This is a genomic window from Cytobacillus sp. (genome assembly GCF_032154635.1).
Lineage (GTDB): Bacteria > Bacillota > Bacilli > Bacillales > Cytobacillaceae > Cytobacillus.
The window spans coordinates 1-16,114 of record NZ_JALDXW010000003.1; the positions used below are offsets into that span (position 1 = coordinate 1).

Annotated in this window: 14 protein-coding genes; all 14 read left to right on the forward strand. The window is 35.2% G+C overall.

Features of this window, described 5'->3' with window-relative positions; translation table 11 throughout:
* Positions 1 to 162 precede the first annotated feature (162 nt).
* The 14 genes from RUH74_RS03360 (at position 163) to RUH74_RS03425 (ending at position 16,106) form a co-directional block, all read left to right on the forward strand.
* Positions 163 to 438 (forward strand): PqqD family protein, encoded by a 276-nt coding sequence (locus RUH74_RS03360; protein ID WP_313798842.1) that lies wholly within the window; start codon positions 163 to 165, stop codon positions 436 to 438.
* Positions 435 to 824: a lasso peptide biosynthesis B2 protein gene (locus tag RUH74_RS03365; protein ID WP_313798843.1), complete on the forward strand. Its 390-nt coding sequence runs from the start codon at positions 435 to 437 to the stop codon at positions 822 to 824. Before RUH74_RS03360 ends, RUH74_RS03365 begins: the two co-directional genes overlap by 4 nt.
* Positions 825 to 840: 16 nt before the next feature.
* The gene (locus tag RUH74_RS03370; RefSeq protein ID WP_313798844.1) at positions 841 to 2,505 is read left to right on the forward strand and encodes an ABC transporter ATP-binding protein; all 1,665 of its coding nucleotides are present in this window, start codon (positions 841 to 843) and stop codon (positions 2,503 to 2,505) included.
* A gap of 33 nt (positions 2,506 to 2,538) precedes the next feature.
* Positions 2,539 to 4,353: an asparagine synthetase B family protein gene (locus RUH74_RS03375; RefSeq protein WP_313798845.1), complete on the forward strand. Its 1,815-nt coding sequence runs from the start codon at positions 2,539 to 2,541 to the stop codon at positions 4,351 to 4,353.
* Between the two features lie 48 nt (positions 4,354 to 4,401).
* Positions 4,402 to 4,545 carry a lasso RiPP family leader peptide-containing protein gene (locus RUH74_RS03380; protein WP_313798846.1) on the forward strand — a complete coding sequence of 48 codons (144 nt, stop codon included), beginning with the start codon at positions 4,402 to 4,404 and terminating at the stop codon, positions 4,543 to 4,545.
* Positions 4,546 to 4,791: 246 nt separating this feature from the next.
* Positions 4,792 to 5,817 carry an LLM class flavin-dependent oxidoreductase gene (locus RUH74_RS03385; protein ID WP_313798847.1) on the forward strand — a complete coding sequence of 342 codons (1,026 nt, stop codon included), beginning with the start codon at positions 4,792 to 4,794 and terminating at the stop codon, positions 5,815 to 5,817.
* A 46-nt stretch (positions 5,818 to 5,863) separates the two neighbouring features.
* Positions 5,864 to 6,742 carry an ABC transporter permease subunit gene (locus RUH74_RS03390; protein ID WP_313798848.1) on the forward strand — a complete coding sequence of 293 codons (879 nt, stop codon included), beginning with the start codon at positions 5,864 to 5,866 and terminating at the stop codon, positions 6,740 to 6,742.
* Positions 6,735 to 7,667, forward strand: coding sequence for an ABC transporter permease (locus tag RUH74_RS03395; protein ID WP_313798849.1), 933 nt, complete (start codon positions 6,735 to 6,737; stop codon positions 7,665 to 7,667). The genes RUH74_RS03390 and RUH74_RS03395 overlap by 8 nt, the downstream gene beginning before the upstream one ends.
* A 431-nt stretch (positions 7,668 to 8,098) precedes the next feature.
* Complete coding sequence (locus RUH74_RS03400) at positions 8,099 to 10,162, forward strand: DUF4179 domain-containing protein (protein WP_313798850.1); 2,064 nt, start codon at positions 8,099 to 8,101, stop codon at positions 10,160 to 10,162.
* A 610-nt stretch (positions 10,163 to 10,772) separates the two neighbouring features.
* Positions 10,773 to 11,327 carry a TetR/AcrR family transcriptional regulator gene (locus RUH74_RS03405; protein WP_313799031.1) on the forward strand — a complete coding sequence of 185 codons (555 nt, stop codon included), beginning with the start codon at positions 10,773 to 10,775 and terminating at the stop codon, positions 11,325 to 11,327.
* 13 nt (positions 11,328 to 11,340) lie between these two features.
* A complete protein-coding gene (locus RUH74_RS03410) occupies positions 11,341 to 12,825 on the forward strand; it encodes an o-succinylbenzoate--CoA ligase (protein ID WP_313798851.1) in 1,485 nt (494 codons plus the stop codon).
* Between the two features lie 4 nt (positions 12,826 to 12,829).
* Positions 12,830 to 13,246, forward strand: a complete 417-nt coding sequence (locus tag RUH74_RS03415) for a MaoC family dehydratase (protein WP_313798852.1) — start codon at positions 12,830 to 12,832, stop codon at positions 13,244 to 13,246.
* Positions 13,246 to 14,256 (forward strand): 3-oxoacyl-ACP synthase, encoded by a 1,011-nt coding sequence (locus tag RUH74_RS03420; protein WP_313798853.1) that lies wholly within the window; start codon positions 13,246 to 13,248, stop codon positions 14,254 to 14,256. The genes RUH74_RS03415 and RUH74_RS03420 overlap by 1 nt, the downstream gene beginning before the upstream one ends.
* Positions 14,253 to 16,106 carry a 6-bladed beta-propeller gene (locus RUH74_RS03425; RefSeq protein ID WP_313798854.1) on the forward strand — a complete coding sequence of 618 codons (1,854 nt, stop codon included), beginning with the start codon at positions 14,253 to 14,255 and terminating at the stop codon, positions 16,104 to 16,106. Before RUH74_RS03420 ends, RUH74_RS03425 begins: the two co-directional genes overlap by 4 nt.
* Positions 16,107 to 16,114 lie beyond the last annotated feature (8 nt).

The window sequence follows — 16,114 nt, forward strand, 5'->3', positions numbered from 1 at the left end:
TGAAAAGTAAAAGCTATTACTTTTCTCTTTATCTATAATTATAGAACGTGGGAATCTAGTCGTATTTTCCAAAAAAATAGGAAAAACAATTGACTTATTATTCTAAAAAATGCAATAATTAATTATAATTTACAATTTATGACTATATAGGGGGACATTTTAATGTTATCTACTAATTGCATTACTATCCCTAAGGGAGTATTTATTACCGATAATGAAAATGGAGATAAAGTAATATTTAATTATAATAATGGTCAATATTATGGGTTAGACAAAATGGGTGCCTATTTTTGGAATCTACTATGCGAACATAAAAATATTGATATGATTATTGATATTGTTATTAATAGATTTGAAGTTGATAAGCACATGGTCACTAATGACTTATTAACACTAATTAATAACTTAGAAAAAGAAGGGTTGGTACAATTAAGTTGATTAAAAGGTCAAAAATTAACTTATTATTTTTTATAATACATAGCCTCATAAAAATTAAAGGTTTCAAGTGGATTTCAGAAAAGTTAGAGGAGAGGAAAAATAAGATTAAAGTTTTTAATGACTTAGCGCTAGAACATGCTTATCAAGTTTGTTCAGAAATAGAGGAGGTTCGGGATAAACACCTATTAAAAAATAAGGCTCAATGTTTACATAGGTCATTGCTTGGATTTTTCATATTTTTACAAAAGAACATAGAAGTAACTTTTTGTTTAGGTATTCACAAAGAGAAATTTGAGGCTCATGCTTGGTTGGAGTATAAAAACAAGGTAATAAATGATGAACATGATGCTATAAAAAAAAATTTTAACGTTATTTATAAGTTTTAAATAAGAAGTGATAAATTTGAAAAAGCGGATAATCAAATATCTATCTCCATATAAAAAAAAGTATATTATTGCATTATTTCTGATTATAATATCAGCCCTAATTCAATCGTTTTCACCTTACATAAATAAAATAATAATTGATGATGTTTTTGGTGAACATAATTTTTCTTTACTTAAAACAATTATTATTATAATAGTTTGTGCAGCAATTTTCTTAGGAATCAGTCAGACTATAAGAGATGTCTTCATTGCATATGTCTCCGAGCAAATGGAGATTTTATTAAAGAAAAAGCTGCTTTTACATCTTAGGTCCCTGCCATATCGATACATTGAAAATCAGAGTAGTGGTGGACTCCTCACTTTATTCCAAAGCGATATTACGCTTTTTGTTTCCTTTTATAGCTTGGTTCTACCAATGGCATTACAAATTATATGTCAAATAATTATATCTGCTTATCTTTTGTATACCATAAATTGGAAAATAACAATCTTAGGATTTATTCTTGTGCCTCTTTCAATTATAGCAACCTTACTTTTTTCTAAACCAATTAAACAACAAGCTAATATATATCAAAATAATATTGCAAAGACCACTGAAAAAATACAAGAAAGTATTTTAGGTTCCAAAGAGATAATAGCATTTTCAAGAGTTGACTGGGATATTAAACGATTGAATCCTATATTTAACAACTCACTAAACATCAAGAAGAAATTTATTTTTATATCTTCAGTATCATCAAACATTAATTTAATTATTTATTGGGCAACATTTGCAATGCTTATATTATATGGTAGTCACATGGTTAGGAATCAAATTATTTCAGTAGGTTCTCTTATAGCATCAGTCACTTATTTTATGAGCTTAGTTGGTCCAATACATCAGCTTTTAATTCTATATAGTGAAATGCAAAAATCATTAGGGGGGGCAAAAAGATTATTTTCAGTACTAGACTACAAAGAGGCAGAAGAAAGGGAAGATAGATTCCCCAATGATGTAGCTAATGTATGTTCTATTTCTACCCATAACCTATGTTTTTCAAGGGATAATAAAACTCATGAATTAAACAATATAAACTTTGAAGCTAATTTAGGAGAAATTGTTGCAATATGTGGTGAAAGCGGAACTGGAAAAACAACTTTTATTAAACTTTTATTGGGACTTTATAAACCAACAAAAGGGATCATTAAAATTGGTGGTCTTGATTTATCAAGCTGGAGAATGAATTGTTTAAGAGAAAAAGTTTCAGTTGTTTTTCAAGAAAATTTTTTCTTTTCAGAAACGATATACAATAATATTAAGTTTGGCAATCTCAGCTCTTCTGAAATAGAAATTTATAATATTGGGAAACTTACTAATATAGATAAGTTTATTCAAAAAATGCCTGACAAATATAATTCTTTTTTATCTGAAAATGCCAATAATTTATCCGGAGGGCAAAAACAACGCCTTGCTATTGCGAGGGCTCTAATAAAAAATCCACAGATATTGATACTGGATGAACCCAGTTCCTCATTAGACCCTAATTCTCAAGCACAATTATGGGAATTATTAAACTCTATAAAGGAAAATCGAATAATAATAATTATTTCTCATAGACCTGAATTTATTGAGAATGTTGATAAAAAGTATCATATCAAAAACGGAAGTTTTTACTTAGAAAAAGTGCTGCAAACCCAATGATGAAAAGAGGAATTAATTAGAAGGAATGATTGGATGAATAGCATTGTAGGTTTATATTCTTTTAACAAGGACGAAGCTAACAGAGAAAAAGTTGAATATATGTTAGGGTTAAATCCCAATGAAAATTATGACAGTTTCAAGGTTTTTGATAATAATAATGTTACGATGGGCCATGTGCTCAGGTTTACTACAAATTTTCAAAATGAGCAATCTATTAATTATCGTATTGGTATAAATGAATATTCAATAGTGTTTAATGGGCGAATAGATAATAGATATGAACTCTTAAAAAAAATTAATCTGAGTCCATCAGAAAATATTTCAGATGCACAATTAGTTGTTATTTTATATAATGCCTTCCCTAAAATTTTTCTTAATCTAATTGAGGGTGACTTCTCCTTAGGAATTTGGGATAAACAACGTGATCTTGTATTAATTGCTAAAGATCCTTTAGGAATGAGGACCTTATTCTATAGTTATTATAATGGTACATTTGTATGGGCTAGTACTTTAAAACAGATACTAAGCTTTTATGATAATTGCCCTTTAAATGAACAATATCTATTTAATTTATTATTAGAACGACCTACATATTGTAATTTGACACCCTATTTAAATATTTATAGGGTTGAACCAGGAGAGGTTATATATTTTGGAAATGGTCGAATAAAAAAGGAAAAATATTATGAATTTACCCCATCTACTATTTCCTATAATGATGAAAGTTTATATTTCGAACAATTCAATGAAATATTCCGTCAATCTGTAAAAAATAGATTGAACTCTAATCAATCCGAAGTAGGTATTTCGTTAAGTGGAGGATTAGATTCAACCTCAATTGCAGCGACAGCATTAGATTTATACTCGAAAAATGAAACTCAAGCAAATATCAAGAGTTTTTCTCTTACTTTTAATACATTTCCTGAAGCTGATGAGAGTAATTATATAACTCTGTTTACTAAGGAAAAAAAGATTTCTACAAAGTTTATTAAAGGAGATGCGGCTTGGCTTTTTAAGGAAAGTATTCGTGTTATTGAAGATTTGGATGAGCCATATCCATTATTTACTCACTATCTATCAAGTTTAGTACCTACCCATGTATATGATGAAGGCATTAACGTTTTATTAGATGGACATATAGGTGATCACGTATTATACGGTGATCTTAATTATTTAGCTCTATTAGCTAAGAAAATGAAGATACTAACTTTAATTAATGAACATAAAAAGTGGAAAACAGATGGGTATTCAATTAAAGAATTATTGTATAAAAATACAATCTTGCCTCTTTTTTCTAGGGAATCTTCACAAAAAATATACCCATGGATCATTTTAAAATACCCTAATCACAGAATAAGAAAAAGAGAAAATATTTGGGATAGAAATGGAACTAAGGCATATTTTGAATCCATTGTAAAAAGATCTGATGTTGAATGGGTGAATCAATATATACCTAATAAAATGGGGATCGAGGTTAGGCATCCATTTTTTGATAAAAGACTTATGGAATTTTTAGCAGGAGTATCAGTAACTATCAAAATTCAGCCAGATCAAACAAAGTATATTTTGAGAAAATCTATGAGTTCAATTCTTCCTGATGAAATAATAAATAGGAGTAACAAAGCATCACACGCACCTATTATTTATATGGGAATAAAAAAGGAATGGGAAAATATTAATAAATATCTTAACTTTCCAATCTTGAGTTCCTTAGGCTGGTTAGAACCTAAAAATATAAAAGTAATTTTTGAAAAATGGTATCTAGGATATAGTCCAAGTTTCGAATATTTTACTGGAATGTTGAGGGCATTAGCCTTAGAAATATGGCTACAAAAAAAGTTGTTATAAAGTTGATAGGTCTTATTTGCTAAATGAATATTGAGGAGGATGGTTAAGATGAATAAAGAGTTATATGTATCTCCAATTTTTATTAAATATGGTAGCGTTGAAGAATTGACGAAGGGTACTATGATCGGCGGTATTCCGGAGTGTACAAACGGAAGCTTTTGTGCATATAGGACAGGCCATAACGACAAATAAAATAATTCAGTAAAATAGTATTTAAGTAATTAACAATAAGACCTATCACTTTATATATATATGTATTTTTTCTTAATGAATAGTATGTATCTTTATATGAGATATAGAGACAAGTAGAAAATAAATTTTTCTATTTAATTATCTATATCTCTTATAAATTTATACTTGTGTTTGTTATTAATACATTGAAGACACCTTATATAAATATTATTCAATGAGAGGTGCCACTCGGACAGGAGAGGTTTTATGTTGAAACTTAGTGTACTGGATCAATCCCCTATTTCTGAAAAAAAAACTGCAGCTGATGCATTAATGGATACAATTGTTTTTGCTCAAAAAATAGAAAGTTTGGGCTTTACAAGATTTTGGGTCTCAGAACACCATAATGCCTTTAATTTGGCAGGATCTTCTCCAGAAGTATTACTTGCATTCTTAGCTGCAAAAACATCTAAAATTCGGTTAGGTTCAGGTGGAGTCATGCTGCCTAATTATAGCTCTTATAAAGTTGCTGAGAATTTTCGAGTATTGGAAGTTTTGGCGCCTGGAAGAATCGATTTAGGAATCGGTAAGTCACCGGGAGGGAATCCGTTAGCAGCAAAAGCATTGAAAAATGGTGAGGATTGGAAAGCTGATAACTACCTTCAGCAAATAAATGATTTATTGTATTACATGGAAGATAATCTACCAAACGATCATCCTTATTATGGCTTAAAGGCTACTCCAATCGTAACATCAAAACCAGATACATGGTTATTAAGTACTGGAGGAAGCAGTGTTCAAATAGCGGCAAAAAAAGGACTATCCTTTAATTATGCGCATTTTATTCATCCTATAGGAGGTCCATCAATAATACAATCTTACAAAGATAATTTTGTCCCTTCAATTTTTCATAAAGAACCTCATGCCATCGTAACTACATATTTTGTTTGTTCTAATTCGGAAGAAGAGGCTGAAGAATTGGCTCTTATTTTTGATTTACACCTATTATTAATCCAAAAAGGCATTCAACCCCATGGTATTCCGAGTATTGAAACTGCTAGGAATTATACATACTCTCCATCTGATAAAATAATTATTGAACAAAATCGCTCAAAAATACTAATAGGTACTCCTGAAACAGTAAAAAATCAACTTTTGAAGCTTCAAATTGAGCATGGGGTAGATGAGGTTATGCTTGTATCTTTACTATCTGATATCGATATTAAAATAAAATCTTTTGAATTAATAGCAGATGCAATACAACTTAATCCACAATATACTATGTATAAATAGAAAGTTTCATAAATACAGGATAGACATTATAAACGAGGTAGGCAAAATGAAATATATAAAATTTTTCAGTTTTCAAGTAGGAAGTATCATCATCCTTTTTTTTCTTGCTGCTCTGCCGTTATATTTATATAACATGGATGGGAAGTTGATTTTTCAACCATTTGAAATTCCAAATGAAATAATTACTTTCCTGTCTGGATTAATAAATGGCGAATCATATTTTTACATGCAAGGAGACAGAAGGAGATTTTTAATAAGTGATCTAGCTAGTTTCTTTGTTTCATCATACTTATATTTGACTGTTTCTTTGCTTATCGTAATCATTTTCTCTTTTATACTTGGTATTTGGCTTTGGAGAAAAAGTGAGAAATGGATTAATTCAATTTTAGGATTTATAGGAATAATCCCTGATTTTATTCTTGTGCTATTACTTCAATTATTCGTTACATATATCTATAAAAAAACAGGAGTCAAAGTAGTTAAGGTTGCTTCTTTATCTATGGATGATCCGGCAATTTTTTTACCTATTTTTACTTTAACGATATTGCCATTATTTTATTTGATACGGACATTGAATGATAAAACTTATGAGGTTTTAACAGAGGACTACATTTTAACGGCAAAAGCAAAAGGATTATCGAAACGATATATTTATGCAAAACATGTAACTAGTAATGTCCTTCCTTTTTTAAAGGCGGACTTATATAAAATTGTAGGTATTTCTCTCAGTAACCTTTTTATAATTGAGTACTTATACAATACAAGGGGGTTGACAGAAATTCTTTTCGAATATCCAGAAAACTTCGGTTATCAATATAATCTTGTTATGATTACACTTTTATCTTTTTTCTTATTATATCTGGCAACTTTAATTACAATTAAAATCTTTATCTTTTTAATAGAGAGGATTTTCATAAATGGGTAACTTAAATTATAAGTTAGTTGTCGGTATGATAATGATTAGTTTTTTCTTTCTGATCGCCGTTTTTGGTCCAAGTCTAGCTCCTTATAGTGTTGATGAAACGGCAGAAGTAAAATATATATCTACAGATGAGGGAAGGAAACTATCTGCTCCTCCATTTCCTCCTTCAAAGGAACATATCTTTGGAACAGATCAATGGGGCTACGATATTTTAACGCTACTATTATATGGTGCTAAATATACTTTCTTTACTGTAATTATTGTAGCATTTTTAAGAGTGCTAATTGGTGGGGCACTTGGTATATTTGTTGCGTTAAAAAGGAATCCTCTAAATACTCGTATTAATGACAATACAAAAATAAAAGTTAATATTTTTAGTGGGTTTCCTGTCTTTATCATTTTATATTTCATTTTAATAAGGATTAATATAGAACCAGTTTTAAATCCACTCACTTTAAGTTTCATTGCTGGAAGCCTTATGGTTATTTTGGGCATAATGAGTGTGTATGACAATGTATATAGTAAAACAATTGAGGTGCAAAGGAATTTATACATTACGGCTTCCCAAGCTCTAGGGGGAAATAAGATACACATCGCCAAAAGACATATTATTCCAAGCATTAAGAGTCAAGTATTAATAATCTTCATGAATGAAGTAATACAGGTTTTACATTTAATTGGGCAATTGGGCATATTTAATTTGTTTTTTGGTGGTACATATATTCGTATGGATCCTCCTGTCTTTATTTCGATTACAAAAGAATGGGCTGGTTTAATTGGACAATTTCGCTCAACAATATATTATTATCAATGGATACTCTTTTACCCTTTATTAAGCTATTTATTATTGCTTTTTTCATTTTACCTCCTATCACAAGGGGTTATTAAACAAGAAAAAATCAATCAAAGAAAAACTCCTATTTTATAGGATTATTTAATTTAAGATACCAAGAAGCACTTGATGAATGCTGGGAAAAGCTATACCATCAAGTGCTTTATGTATTGTATTATGATGATTTTTTAAGAAGCATTACCAACTGCCAAAAAGGATGGCTTTGGAACAAAAGTACTTATAATAACGAAGCAAGTAAGTGGAGGAAGATGGAAGATTTTATTGTATTGGAAGAAGTTTTATTAGAATATAATTCATGGTAAGGATTTGACTTGGAGCGTCCCATCAAAGGAGGGGAAAGAAAAAATGTAGTACGTTATATCCCCTCGATGAATGGAAAAGTACAGGCTGTGCATCGATATGATAAGATGAAAGAAATAACAAAATATGGGGGTTTTGGAAATAACCGAGCATGAACAGCCGTCTTTACTTTTAAAGGTCATCAAGAAAAGGGGAGGGGCATCACTATGATCCCAATAAAAATAGACTCCAATCCAATTACTGCGAATTGCCAAATGAGCCTGAAGTCCATCGTAGATTGGTTTGATCAGAATAAGGAATCATTCTATATACTTGGTTGGTCCTATTTTAGAAGTCAAGAGCAAATGGAAGAGCTTTTTTATCGTGTTATTTTAAAAGTACATAAGGAACTGCCTCGATTTAAAAGAGAAACATCATTTGATATTTGGCTAACGTCTGTTTTCATACATACGAGTAGGGAGCTTTCAGCCGATAGTAGTTTAAAAGCTTCAGAGGAAAGTGAAAAGCGTCAGGATGTGTTTAAAGCACTTGATCAATTGAAAGAATGCGAAAAAGAAGCGATGGTCCTTACATATGTAATAGGAATCTCCATGGAGGAATCAGCCTATATTCTAAACGTTTCAATTGAGGAGATGAAGGCACGTTTGTTTTCTGGTATCCGGTCACTTCGAGAAAAGTCGGGATATGGATCGCATTTTGATGGCTGTAAGGAAAAACATCGGCTTTACATTGATTATTTAGGAAGAACGCTCGATCGGCCGATAAAGATTGACTTTGAGGAGCATCTCTATCATTGCCAAAACTGTCAGGAGGATTTGGCTACTTTTCAAGAGGTCATGTTAACTATGTTAGAGCTTACTGAAACCGTTGAAGATTTCCAGGTGCCATTAGATTTCATGGAGAAAGTCAAAGGTAGATTGGCTGAAAAGGAAAAACGCAGACAACTGAAGCTAAAGAAATATAAAAAGCGGGGTCTTTTTTTGGCAGGAGCATTCACTGTGTTCTTGTGTATTGGCTTTTTTACTGGCTGGTTCTCCTATCTTTATTATTCGTGGACAGAAGAAGATCAGCAGCTTCGTCAATTTCTTCAGCATAATCTAGCGGAAAGGCTGAATCTGGAAAAGGAAAGTGATGGCGTGAAAATTACGATCAAAAGTGTGATTGCCGATGATATACAGACGCTAATTTTTTACGAAATTGAAGATATGAATGAAGACAATCAATATATGATGAATAATTTTGATGGTGTTAAGGTTGAGAATGAAAATAAAATCATGAACCTTGGATCATATCCGAAATACTATCCCCCTGATCAAAATAATGAAGAAAAGAATGTATATCAGGGGAAGATCAGTCTACTGCCACTTAAAGAGGATAGTGGGACAATCCAGCTGAAGGTCACAAGGCTGTATAAATTAGTCCAGGACTCCACTAATCCGGATCCTTTTAGTCGCCACGGTGAATTTGGATTTGCAAATGGGGAGTGGAGCTTTGAAATCCCTGTAACCAAAAGTCCCTCTTACGAATATTTGCTTGATAAAGAAATGGAAATGGAAGGAATACCGCTTCGAATAAATAAATTAACGATAGCTCCAACAGCGACCATTTTACATTATGGTTTCCAAAATATAAATCCAGAGAAGCGGATTGAATTCATTAATTTCGATCACCTTGAAGTGAACAAGAAAATCGTAGAAAACAATCCGTATATCGGTTCTTATCCGGATTATCAACAAGGCAGAGGATGGAGCAGTTTTCAAACCCACTTCGACCCATTATTTAAAGAAAAGCCAAAAGAAGTGCATGTAAAATTCGGATCAGTTTATTTATGGATCGACGACTATAAAACAATTGACCTTGATGATTCTAAAAAATATCCTCAATCGTTTCAATATGCAGGCAGTACGATCTCTATCGACAAAGAGGAGGATGGAGACATGAGAAAAATAGTCTTAAGTAATCATCAAGTTGAAAATCGACAATATGAGTCCTTTCAATTTCAATTTATAGAAGAGGATGAAAGCAATATGGGTTCAATGGGAATGGATACAGAATGGGTCATCCTTGATAGAAATGGGAAGCAATATGATATGAATAATATGGAAGTCGCAGTTGATCAGCTGGATCAACTGCGCCATTTCATCACCGTACAAAATATAGAGTGGAACAAAGACAACTCAGGAGAATACGTTTTTCCAAAAAAGCTAGAAATTTTTGGATACAATACAACGAAGTATGTGGATAATGTGGTGAAAGTTTTGGTGAACTAGTCTGTAGTTATTTTCTGAAAGAAAGTGCAAGAAACATCCTGGTGTTTCTTGCAGAGGGTTCACCCGTGACATCGTAATTTTTCCAGATAATCTTCACCCTTGATATAAAATCATTATAAAACCTAGAAAAAATTGGGGAAAGTGGTCACGTAAAAAAGTTATAGAATCCGAAAAAGTAAAAAACTAGAAAAAGCGGTCAGATAAAATCATTATAAAACCTAGGAAAGTAAAAAAATGGAAAAAGAAGTCAGGTAAAATCATTATAAAATCTAAAAAAGTAAAAAACTACCAATAGTGGTCGCATAATTAATTTTAGAGCTAAAAAAGTAAAGTTTGACACGTTTTTTTATTAGGCACCGTAGGCATGGACTCGGTATTGTACCGGGATCATGCCTTTTAATTTTGCTTAGTTCTTCTCATCCCGTGTTTTATGTACCGTAAGGACAATTGTATATATGAAGTTTGATTGGAAATAGAGAACTATAATCTAGTATTTTTCAAAACAAAAATATTGTTGTAATTTTAAGAATATTAATTATAATAAAGTTGAGAGGTGATTCAGGTGTCAACTAATAATATTTCAGAGGAAAAAGCACTAACCCCAAGAGGAATGGAAACACGTGAAAAGCTTTTAAGAGCTGCTGAGGAGGTATTTGGGCAGAAAGGCTATTTTGAAGCTTCCATCGTTAACATTTCACAGGAAGCCAAAGTTGCCCAAGGAACCTTTTATAATTATTTTCCTTCAAAAAAGGATATTTATGATGAGCTAATCCGGAGCTATAGCCGGGATTTGCGAATTGCGATTAAAGAAGGAATGGCAGGAAGCTCTTCATTTGAAGAAGCACAGCGAAATGGCTTCTTCGCCTTCTTCAGCTGGGTAAAAAATCACCCCAATTTGTACAGCATCGTTCAGCAGGCAGTTGTCGTGGATCAGGAGCTATTCCGCTGGTATTACGGAAAGCTTGCGAATGGATTTTTAAAGAGTTTGTCTCAAGGAATCGAGGCGGGGGAATTTAAGAATCTGGATCAGGAGACAGTTGCTTACTGCTTGATGTCCATTGGACAGTTTCTGGGAATGAGATGGGTATATTGGGAAAAGAAAGAAGTGCCAGAAGAAGCATTTGATGCTGCGATGACACTGATATTCCAAGGGTTAAAAAAGTAAAAGGGGGAGTTCGATGAAAGGGATTGCCTATTGGATTCAGAAATGGGCATATACACATCCAGATCGAACAGCAGTCATAACAGATAACGAAAAAGTATCCTATAAGCAGCTCAATAAAATGGTCGATTCAGCTGCTCAAAAAATTCGAGAAACACTGCGAGGAAGAAAAGGAGAGCGCATTGCGATTTTGTCACACAACCGGATGGAGTACATCGTCCTTCTTTTTGCAATTGCTAAGACTGAATGTGTGGCAGTTCCTTTAAATATCCGCTTGAGCGCGAAGGAACTTATTTTTCAGCTCAATGACAGCGGCTCAAGGCTCATCTTTGCCGAAAAAGAAAATGCAGAGTTTGCATCCTCTCTTGTTGAGCAAAGTGACATAGAGTATTTGGGGTTCATGGAAGAATTATGTCAAGGTTCAGCGGGAGAGAATCCTTACTTTGAGAGCAGGATTGATGAGGATGCACCTTATATTATTTGCTACACCTCAGGGACAACCGGCAAGCCAAAAGGCGCCGTACTGACTCAGAGCAATATGTTCTGGAATGCCATCAATAATAAGCTTGCCATCGATTTAACGTCGGAGGACCGATGCATCGTGCTGCTTCCGCTGTTTCATATTGGAGGAATGGGGCTGTTTGCCTTTCCGTCCTTATTTTCAGGGGGGACGATCGTTATCCCTGGCAAGTTCGAGCCTGAAAAAGCACTGTCAATGATTGAAACCTATAAAGTGACCATCGTGATGGGAGTCCCGACGATCCACCAGGCATTGCTCACGAGCCCCGCATTTCATACGGCTGATTTGAGTTCAGTCCGCTGGTTCTATAATGGTGGAGCACCATGTCCGCGAGAATTAATAGATGCCTATTTTGATAGAGGGTTCTTATTCGGCCAAGGGTTTGGGATGACCGAAACGTCTCCGACTCTATTTATGCTTACGAAAGAAGATGCGCCACGTAAGAGAGGGTCCATTGGCAAGCCTGTGTTGTTTTCCGAATATAGACTGATTGATTCTGAGGGCAACGAGGTTGAAAAAGGAGAGGTTGGCGAGCTTGCTGTTAGAGGACCAAATATTATGAAGGAATATTGGAACAGACCTGATGCGACAAAGGATGCACTGAAAGATGGATGGCTTTTGACAGGAGATTTAGCGAAAACAGATGATGAAGGCTTCCTGTTCATTGCAGGCAGGAAAAAAGAAATGATCATTTCCGGCGGGGAAAATATTTATCCGCTTGAAGTGGAGCAAGTCATTAGCCAAGTGAAAGGTGTAGCTGAAGCAGCCGTGGTCGGAAATGCCGATCCTCTTTGGGGAGAAGTGCCAGCAGCATATATTGTAAAAGAAAATGGAAGCGCTTTAACAGAGGATGACGTGATTCAATACTGTCAAGGGCATCTAGCAAAATATAAAATTCCTAAGAAAGTAATATTTTTAAAAGAAATGCCGAAGAATGCTACTGGGAAAATTCAAAAAACAAAATTGATAGAAAGCAGGTGAAGGGATGGTTAGTTATAGTATCGGGCAGCAGGCATCCTGCAGCAAAACCATTACGGAAACAGACTTTGTCCTTTTTGCAGGAATAAGCGGGGACTTTAATCCCATCCATATAGATGGGGAATATGCCAAAAAAACGAGGTTCAAGCAGCGGATTGCACACGGGCTTCTAACGTCAAGCTTATTATCGCAGCTGCTGGGCGTTCATCTTCCAGGAAGAGGGGCTGTTTATGTCGAGCAAACGATCCAGTTTAAAGCACCTGTTTTTATAGGTGAAACGATTACTGCAACAGGAACGGTTCAGGAAATTGACAAGGAAAGACGAATACTAACGCTGCTTACAGAGTGTTTTAATCAGGATGGAAAACTAGTTTTGACGGGTACAGCTAAAATGAAGGTGCCTGAAGATGGAGGGGTAATCTAATGGGAATTGGCATTAAAACAACTGGAGCATTTTTTCCTCCTGGGGTAGAAACGGCTGCCGATCTGGCAGTAAAGACGGGCATACCCGAACAGGTGATTATCGAAAAGTTCGGTTTAGTCCAGAAGCATGTGGCAGATGAAAGCTTCCATGCATCTGATCTGGCCATTGCTGCAGGCAGGCAGGCGATTGAAGGCATTGACCCGCTATCCATCGATGTGGTGATCTATTTTGGCAGCCCTCATAAGGATTATTACGTCTGGTCAAGTGCACCGAAAATCCAGCATGAGTTGGGCGCGAAAAATGCCTATGCGTTTGAAATCATGAATGTCAGCTCTTGTTTTCCAATTGCCTTAAAGGTAGCAAAGGATATGATTGCTTCCGACCAATCGATTCAAAACATCCTGCTTGTTGGGGGATGCAAAGAATCGCAAATCATAGATTATGAGAACCCGCGCTCACGGTTCATGTTCAATTTTGCGGATGGAGGCACTGCCGCATTAGTCACCAGGGATTGTTCCCAGAGCGAAATACTGGAAAGCGCCATCCTGACAGACGGATCCTTTCACGATGATGTCAGAACTCCGGCTGGAGGGTCGAAACATTTTGCCAGCCACGAAACAGTCGAAAACAATCTTCATTATATTGATGTAAAAGATCCACAATCGATGAAAGAAAGACTGGATCCTGTATCCATCTCAAATTTTGATTATGTTATTCGCAAAGCACTTCAAAAGAGCGGGTATTCTCCTCAAGATATTAAACTTCTATTGCCACTGCATACAAAACGCTCAATGTTCAAAGAACTTTTACAATCGTTGGAACTTCCTGAAGAAAAAGCCATTTATCTTAATCACCATGGTCATATGTCTGCCCTTGATCCGTGTATAGGGCTGCATTTTGCCCAGGAACAGGGGCTTCTGAATCCTGGAGATATTGCAGTAGCAGTCAGTGCCGGAACAGGGTACACATGGGCTGCGACTGCTGTGAAGTGGGAAGGAGAGAAAAGATGAAAAGGATCAAGGGAATGTTCCTGTTCCTCCTTCTATTTTCCCTCTGCATCGGCAGCAGCGGGTTTGCAGAAGCCACTTATAGCTTCCAGCATGCATGGGGAAATGAAACCGATCCCGCAAACGAGTTCCGGACTCCAGTTGCTCTGGCAAAGGATAGCTCAGGTAATATTTACATGGCCGATATGGGAAATCATCGAATTGTAAAGATGGATTCTTCCGGTAAAATACTAAACACATTTGGCACGCTCGGTCAATCCCCTGGACAATTCAATATGCCATTTGGCATCGCTGTTGATCGCGAGGGAAATATTCTAGTTGCTGATACGGGAAACTATCGAATTCAAAAGTTCGATTCTCAATTTAATTATTTGAAAAGCTGGGGGACAAAAGGGGAAGGGAATAATCAATTTGGCTTTCCGAGAGAAATTGCGATAGACCAGCAGAATAATTATTACATCACGGATGAGTTTAATCATCGCATTCAAAAATATAATTCGGATGGCCAGTATCTTCTTACCATTGGTTCTTATGGGAAAGGCAATGGACAGATGGCACTCCCACAAGGCATTGCCATAAACAATAAAGGTGAAGTTTATGTGGCTGATACTTACAATAATCGCATTCAAGTGTTTGATCAAAACGGCAGCTTCAAACGGAAAATCGGCGGGCTTGAACCTGGATTAGGCTATTATCAGTTTTACCATCCAAGGGGCATTAATTTTGAGTCGAAGTCTGGAGCTTTATATGTAGCAGACACTTATAATAACCGAATAATGAAATTTGATCATGCAGACAGGTTTCTTTATACAACAGGCATTTTTCCTAATCTAGTATATCCGAATCAGATTCTTCCAGTTGAGGATGGGGATTTATTCATAACTGATACAGGCAATAATCGCATGGAGGTATACAAGGAGATTGGCTTGAGCATTACTTACAAAATGACAATTGGCTTAGGCAGATATGGGGACAAACAATATGCAGGGCCTTATGATGTTCAGAGCGATTCAAAGGGGAATGTGTTTGTATCAGATTCCTTTAATCATCGGATATTGAAATATAATTCGAGCGGAAGTCTAGTAAGCAAATGGGGAAGCATGTTCGGTACAGGCGGGCCTTTTGGATATGGCAGCTATGCAGGCCAATTTTTCGTGCCAAGGCAAATTGCGGTTGATCGTTATGACAATATATATGTGGCAGACTCAGTGAATCATCGCATTCAAAAGTTCTCTAATTCAGGTACTTTTCTGGGAGCATACGGTTCTTTAGGAACATTAAGCGGTTTTTTCCGTTTTCCAAGTGGAGTAGCCGTCGACAGCAAAGGCAATATTTTTGTGTCAGACTCGGAGAATAATAGGATCCAAAAGTTTAATTCCTTTTTTGTATATATGAAAGAATGGGGAGGAAAAGGGACTGCCAATGGCAAATTCTCTCAGCCAATGCAGCTCGCGATCGATTCTAAAGACCATGTGTACGTTGTGGATCGAATTAACAATCGTGTTCAGAAATTCGATAACAATGGCCAGTTTATTGCCAAGTGGGGAACAAACAACGGAAGCGGCCACCTAGATCCACTCGAGAATTGGGGGGAAGAACCGGGTGATTTGTTCTTGCCTACTGGAATTGCTATAGATGATCAGGACCGTGTTTATGTGACTGATACTTCAAATAACCGCATGAATGTCTACGATGAAAATGGGACGTTTATCGAACACTTTGGTTCTTTCAGCGGAGAAGACGGGCAGTTCTTTTCTCCCCAAGGACTTGATATAGACAGAAGTGGGAACATCATCATCGCAGACGGGCTTCTTCATAAAATACAGTTTTTCAATAGAGAAAATGAAAGATAGGGGGAATG

Excerpts from the sequence above, each read along its gene's own strand:
- RUH74_RS03425 (WP_313798854.1), top strand. The coding sequence starts at position 14,253 with ATGAAAAGGATCAAGGGAATGTTCCTGTTCCTCCTTCTATTTTCCCTC.
- RUH74_RS03390 (WP_313798848.1), top strand. The coding sequence starts at position 5,864 with ATGAAATATATAAAATTTTTCAGTTTTCAAGTAGGAAGTATCATCATC.
- RUH74_RS03405 (WP_313799031.1), top strand. The coding sequence starts at position 10,773 with ATGGAAACACGTGAAAAGCTTTTAAGAGCTGCTGAGGAGGTATTTGGG.
- RUH74_RS03385 (WP_313798847.1), top strand. The coding sequence starts at position 4,792 with ATGTTGAAACTTAGTGTACTGGATCAATCCCCTATTTCTGAAAAAAAA.
- RUH74_RS03400 (WP_313798850.1), top strand. The coding sequence starts at position 8,099 with ATGATCCCAATAAAAATAGACTCCAATCCAATTACTGCGAATTGCCAA.
- RUH74_RS03380 (WP_313798846.1), top strand. The coding sequence starts at position 4,402 with ATGAATAAAGAGTTATATGTATCTCCAATTTTTATTAAATATGGTAGC.
- RUH74_RS03410 (WP_313798851.1), top strand. The coding sequence starts at position 11,341 with ATGAAAGGGATTGCCTATTGGATTCAGAAATGGGCATATACACATCCA.
- RUH74_RS03415 (WP_313798852.1), top strand. The coding sequence starts at position 12,830 with ATGGTTAGTTATAGTATCGGGCAGCAGGCATCCTGCAGCAAAACCATT.
- RUH74_RS03395 (WP_313798849.1), top strand. The coding sequence starts at position 6,735 with ATGGGTAACTTAAATTATAAGTTAGTTGTCGGTATGATAATGATTAGT.
- RUH74_RS03375 (WP_313798845.1), top strand. The coding sequence starts at position 2,539 with ATGAATAGCATTGTAGGTTTATATTCTTTTAACAAGGACGAAGCTAAC.
- RUH74_RS03420 (WP_313798853.1), top strand. The coding sequence starts at position 13,246 with ATGGGAATTGGCATTAAAACAACTGGAGCATTTTTTCCTCCTGGGGTA.
- RUH74_RS03360 (WP_313798842.1), top strand. The coding sequence starts at position 163 with ATGTTATCTACTAATTGCATTACTATCCCTAAGGGAGTATTTATTACC.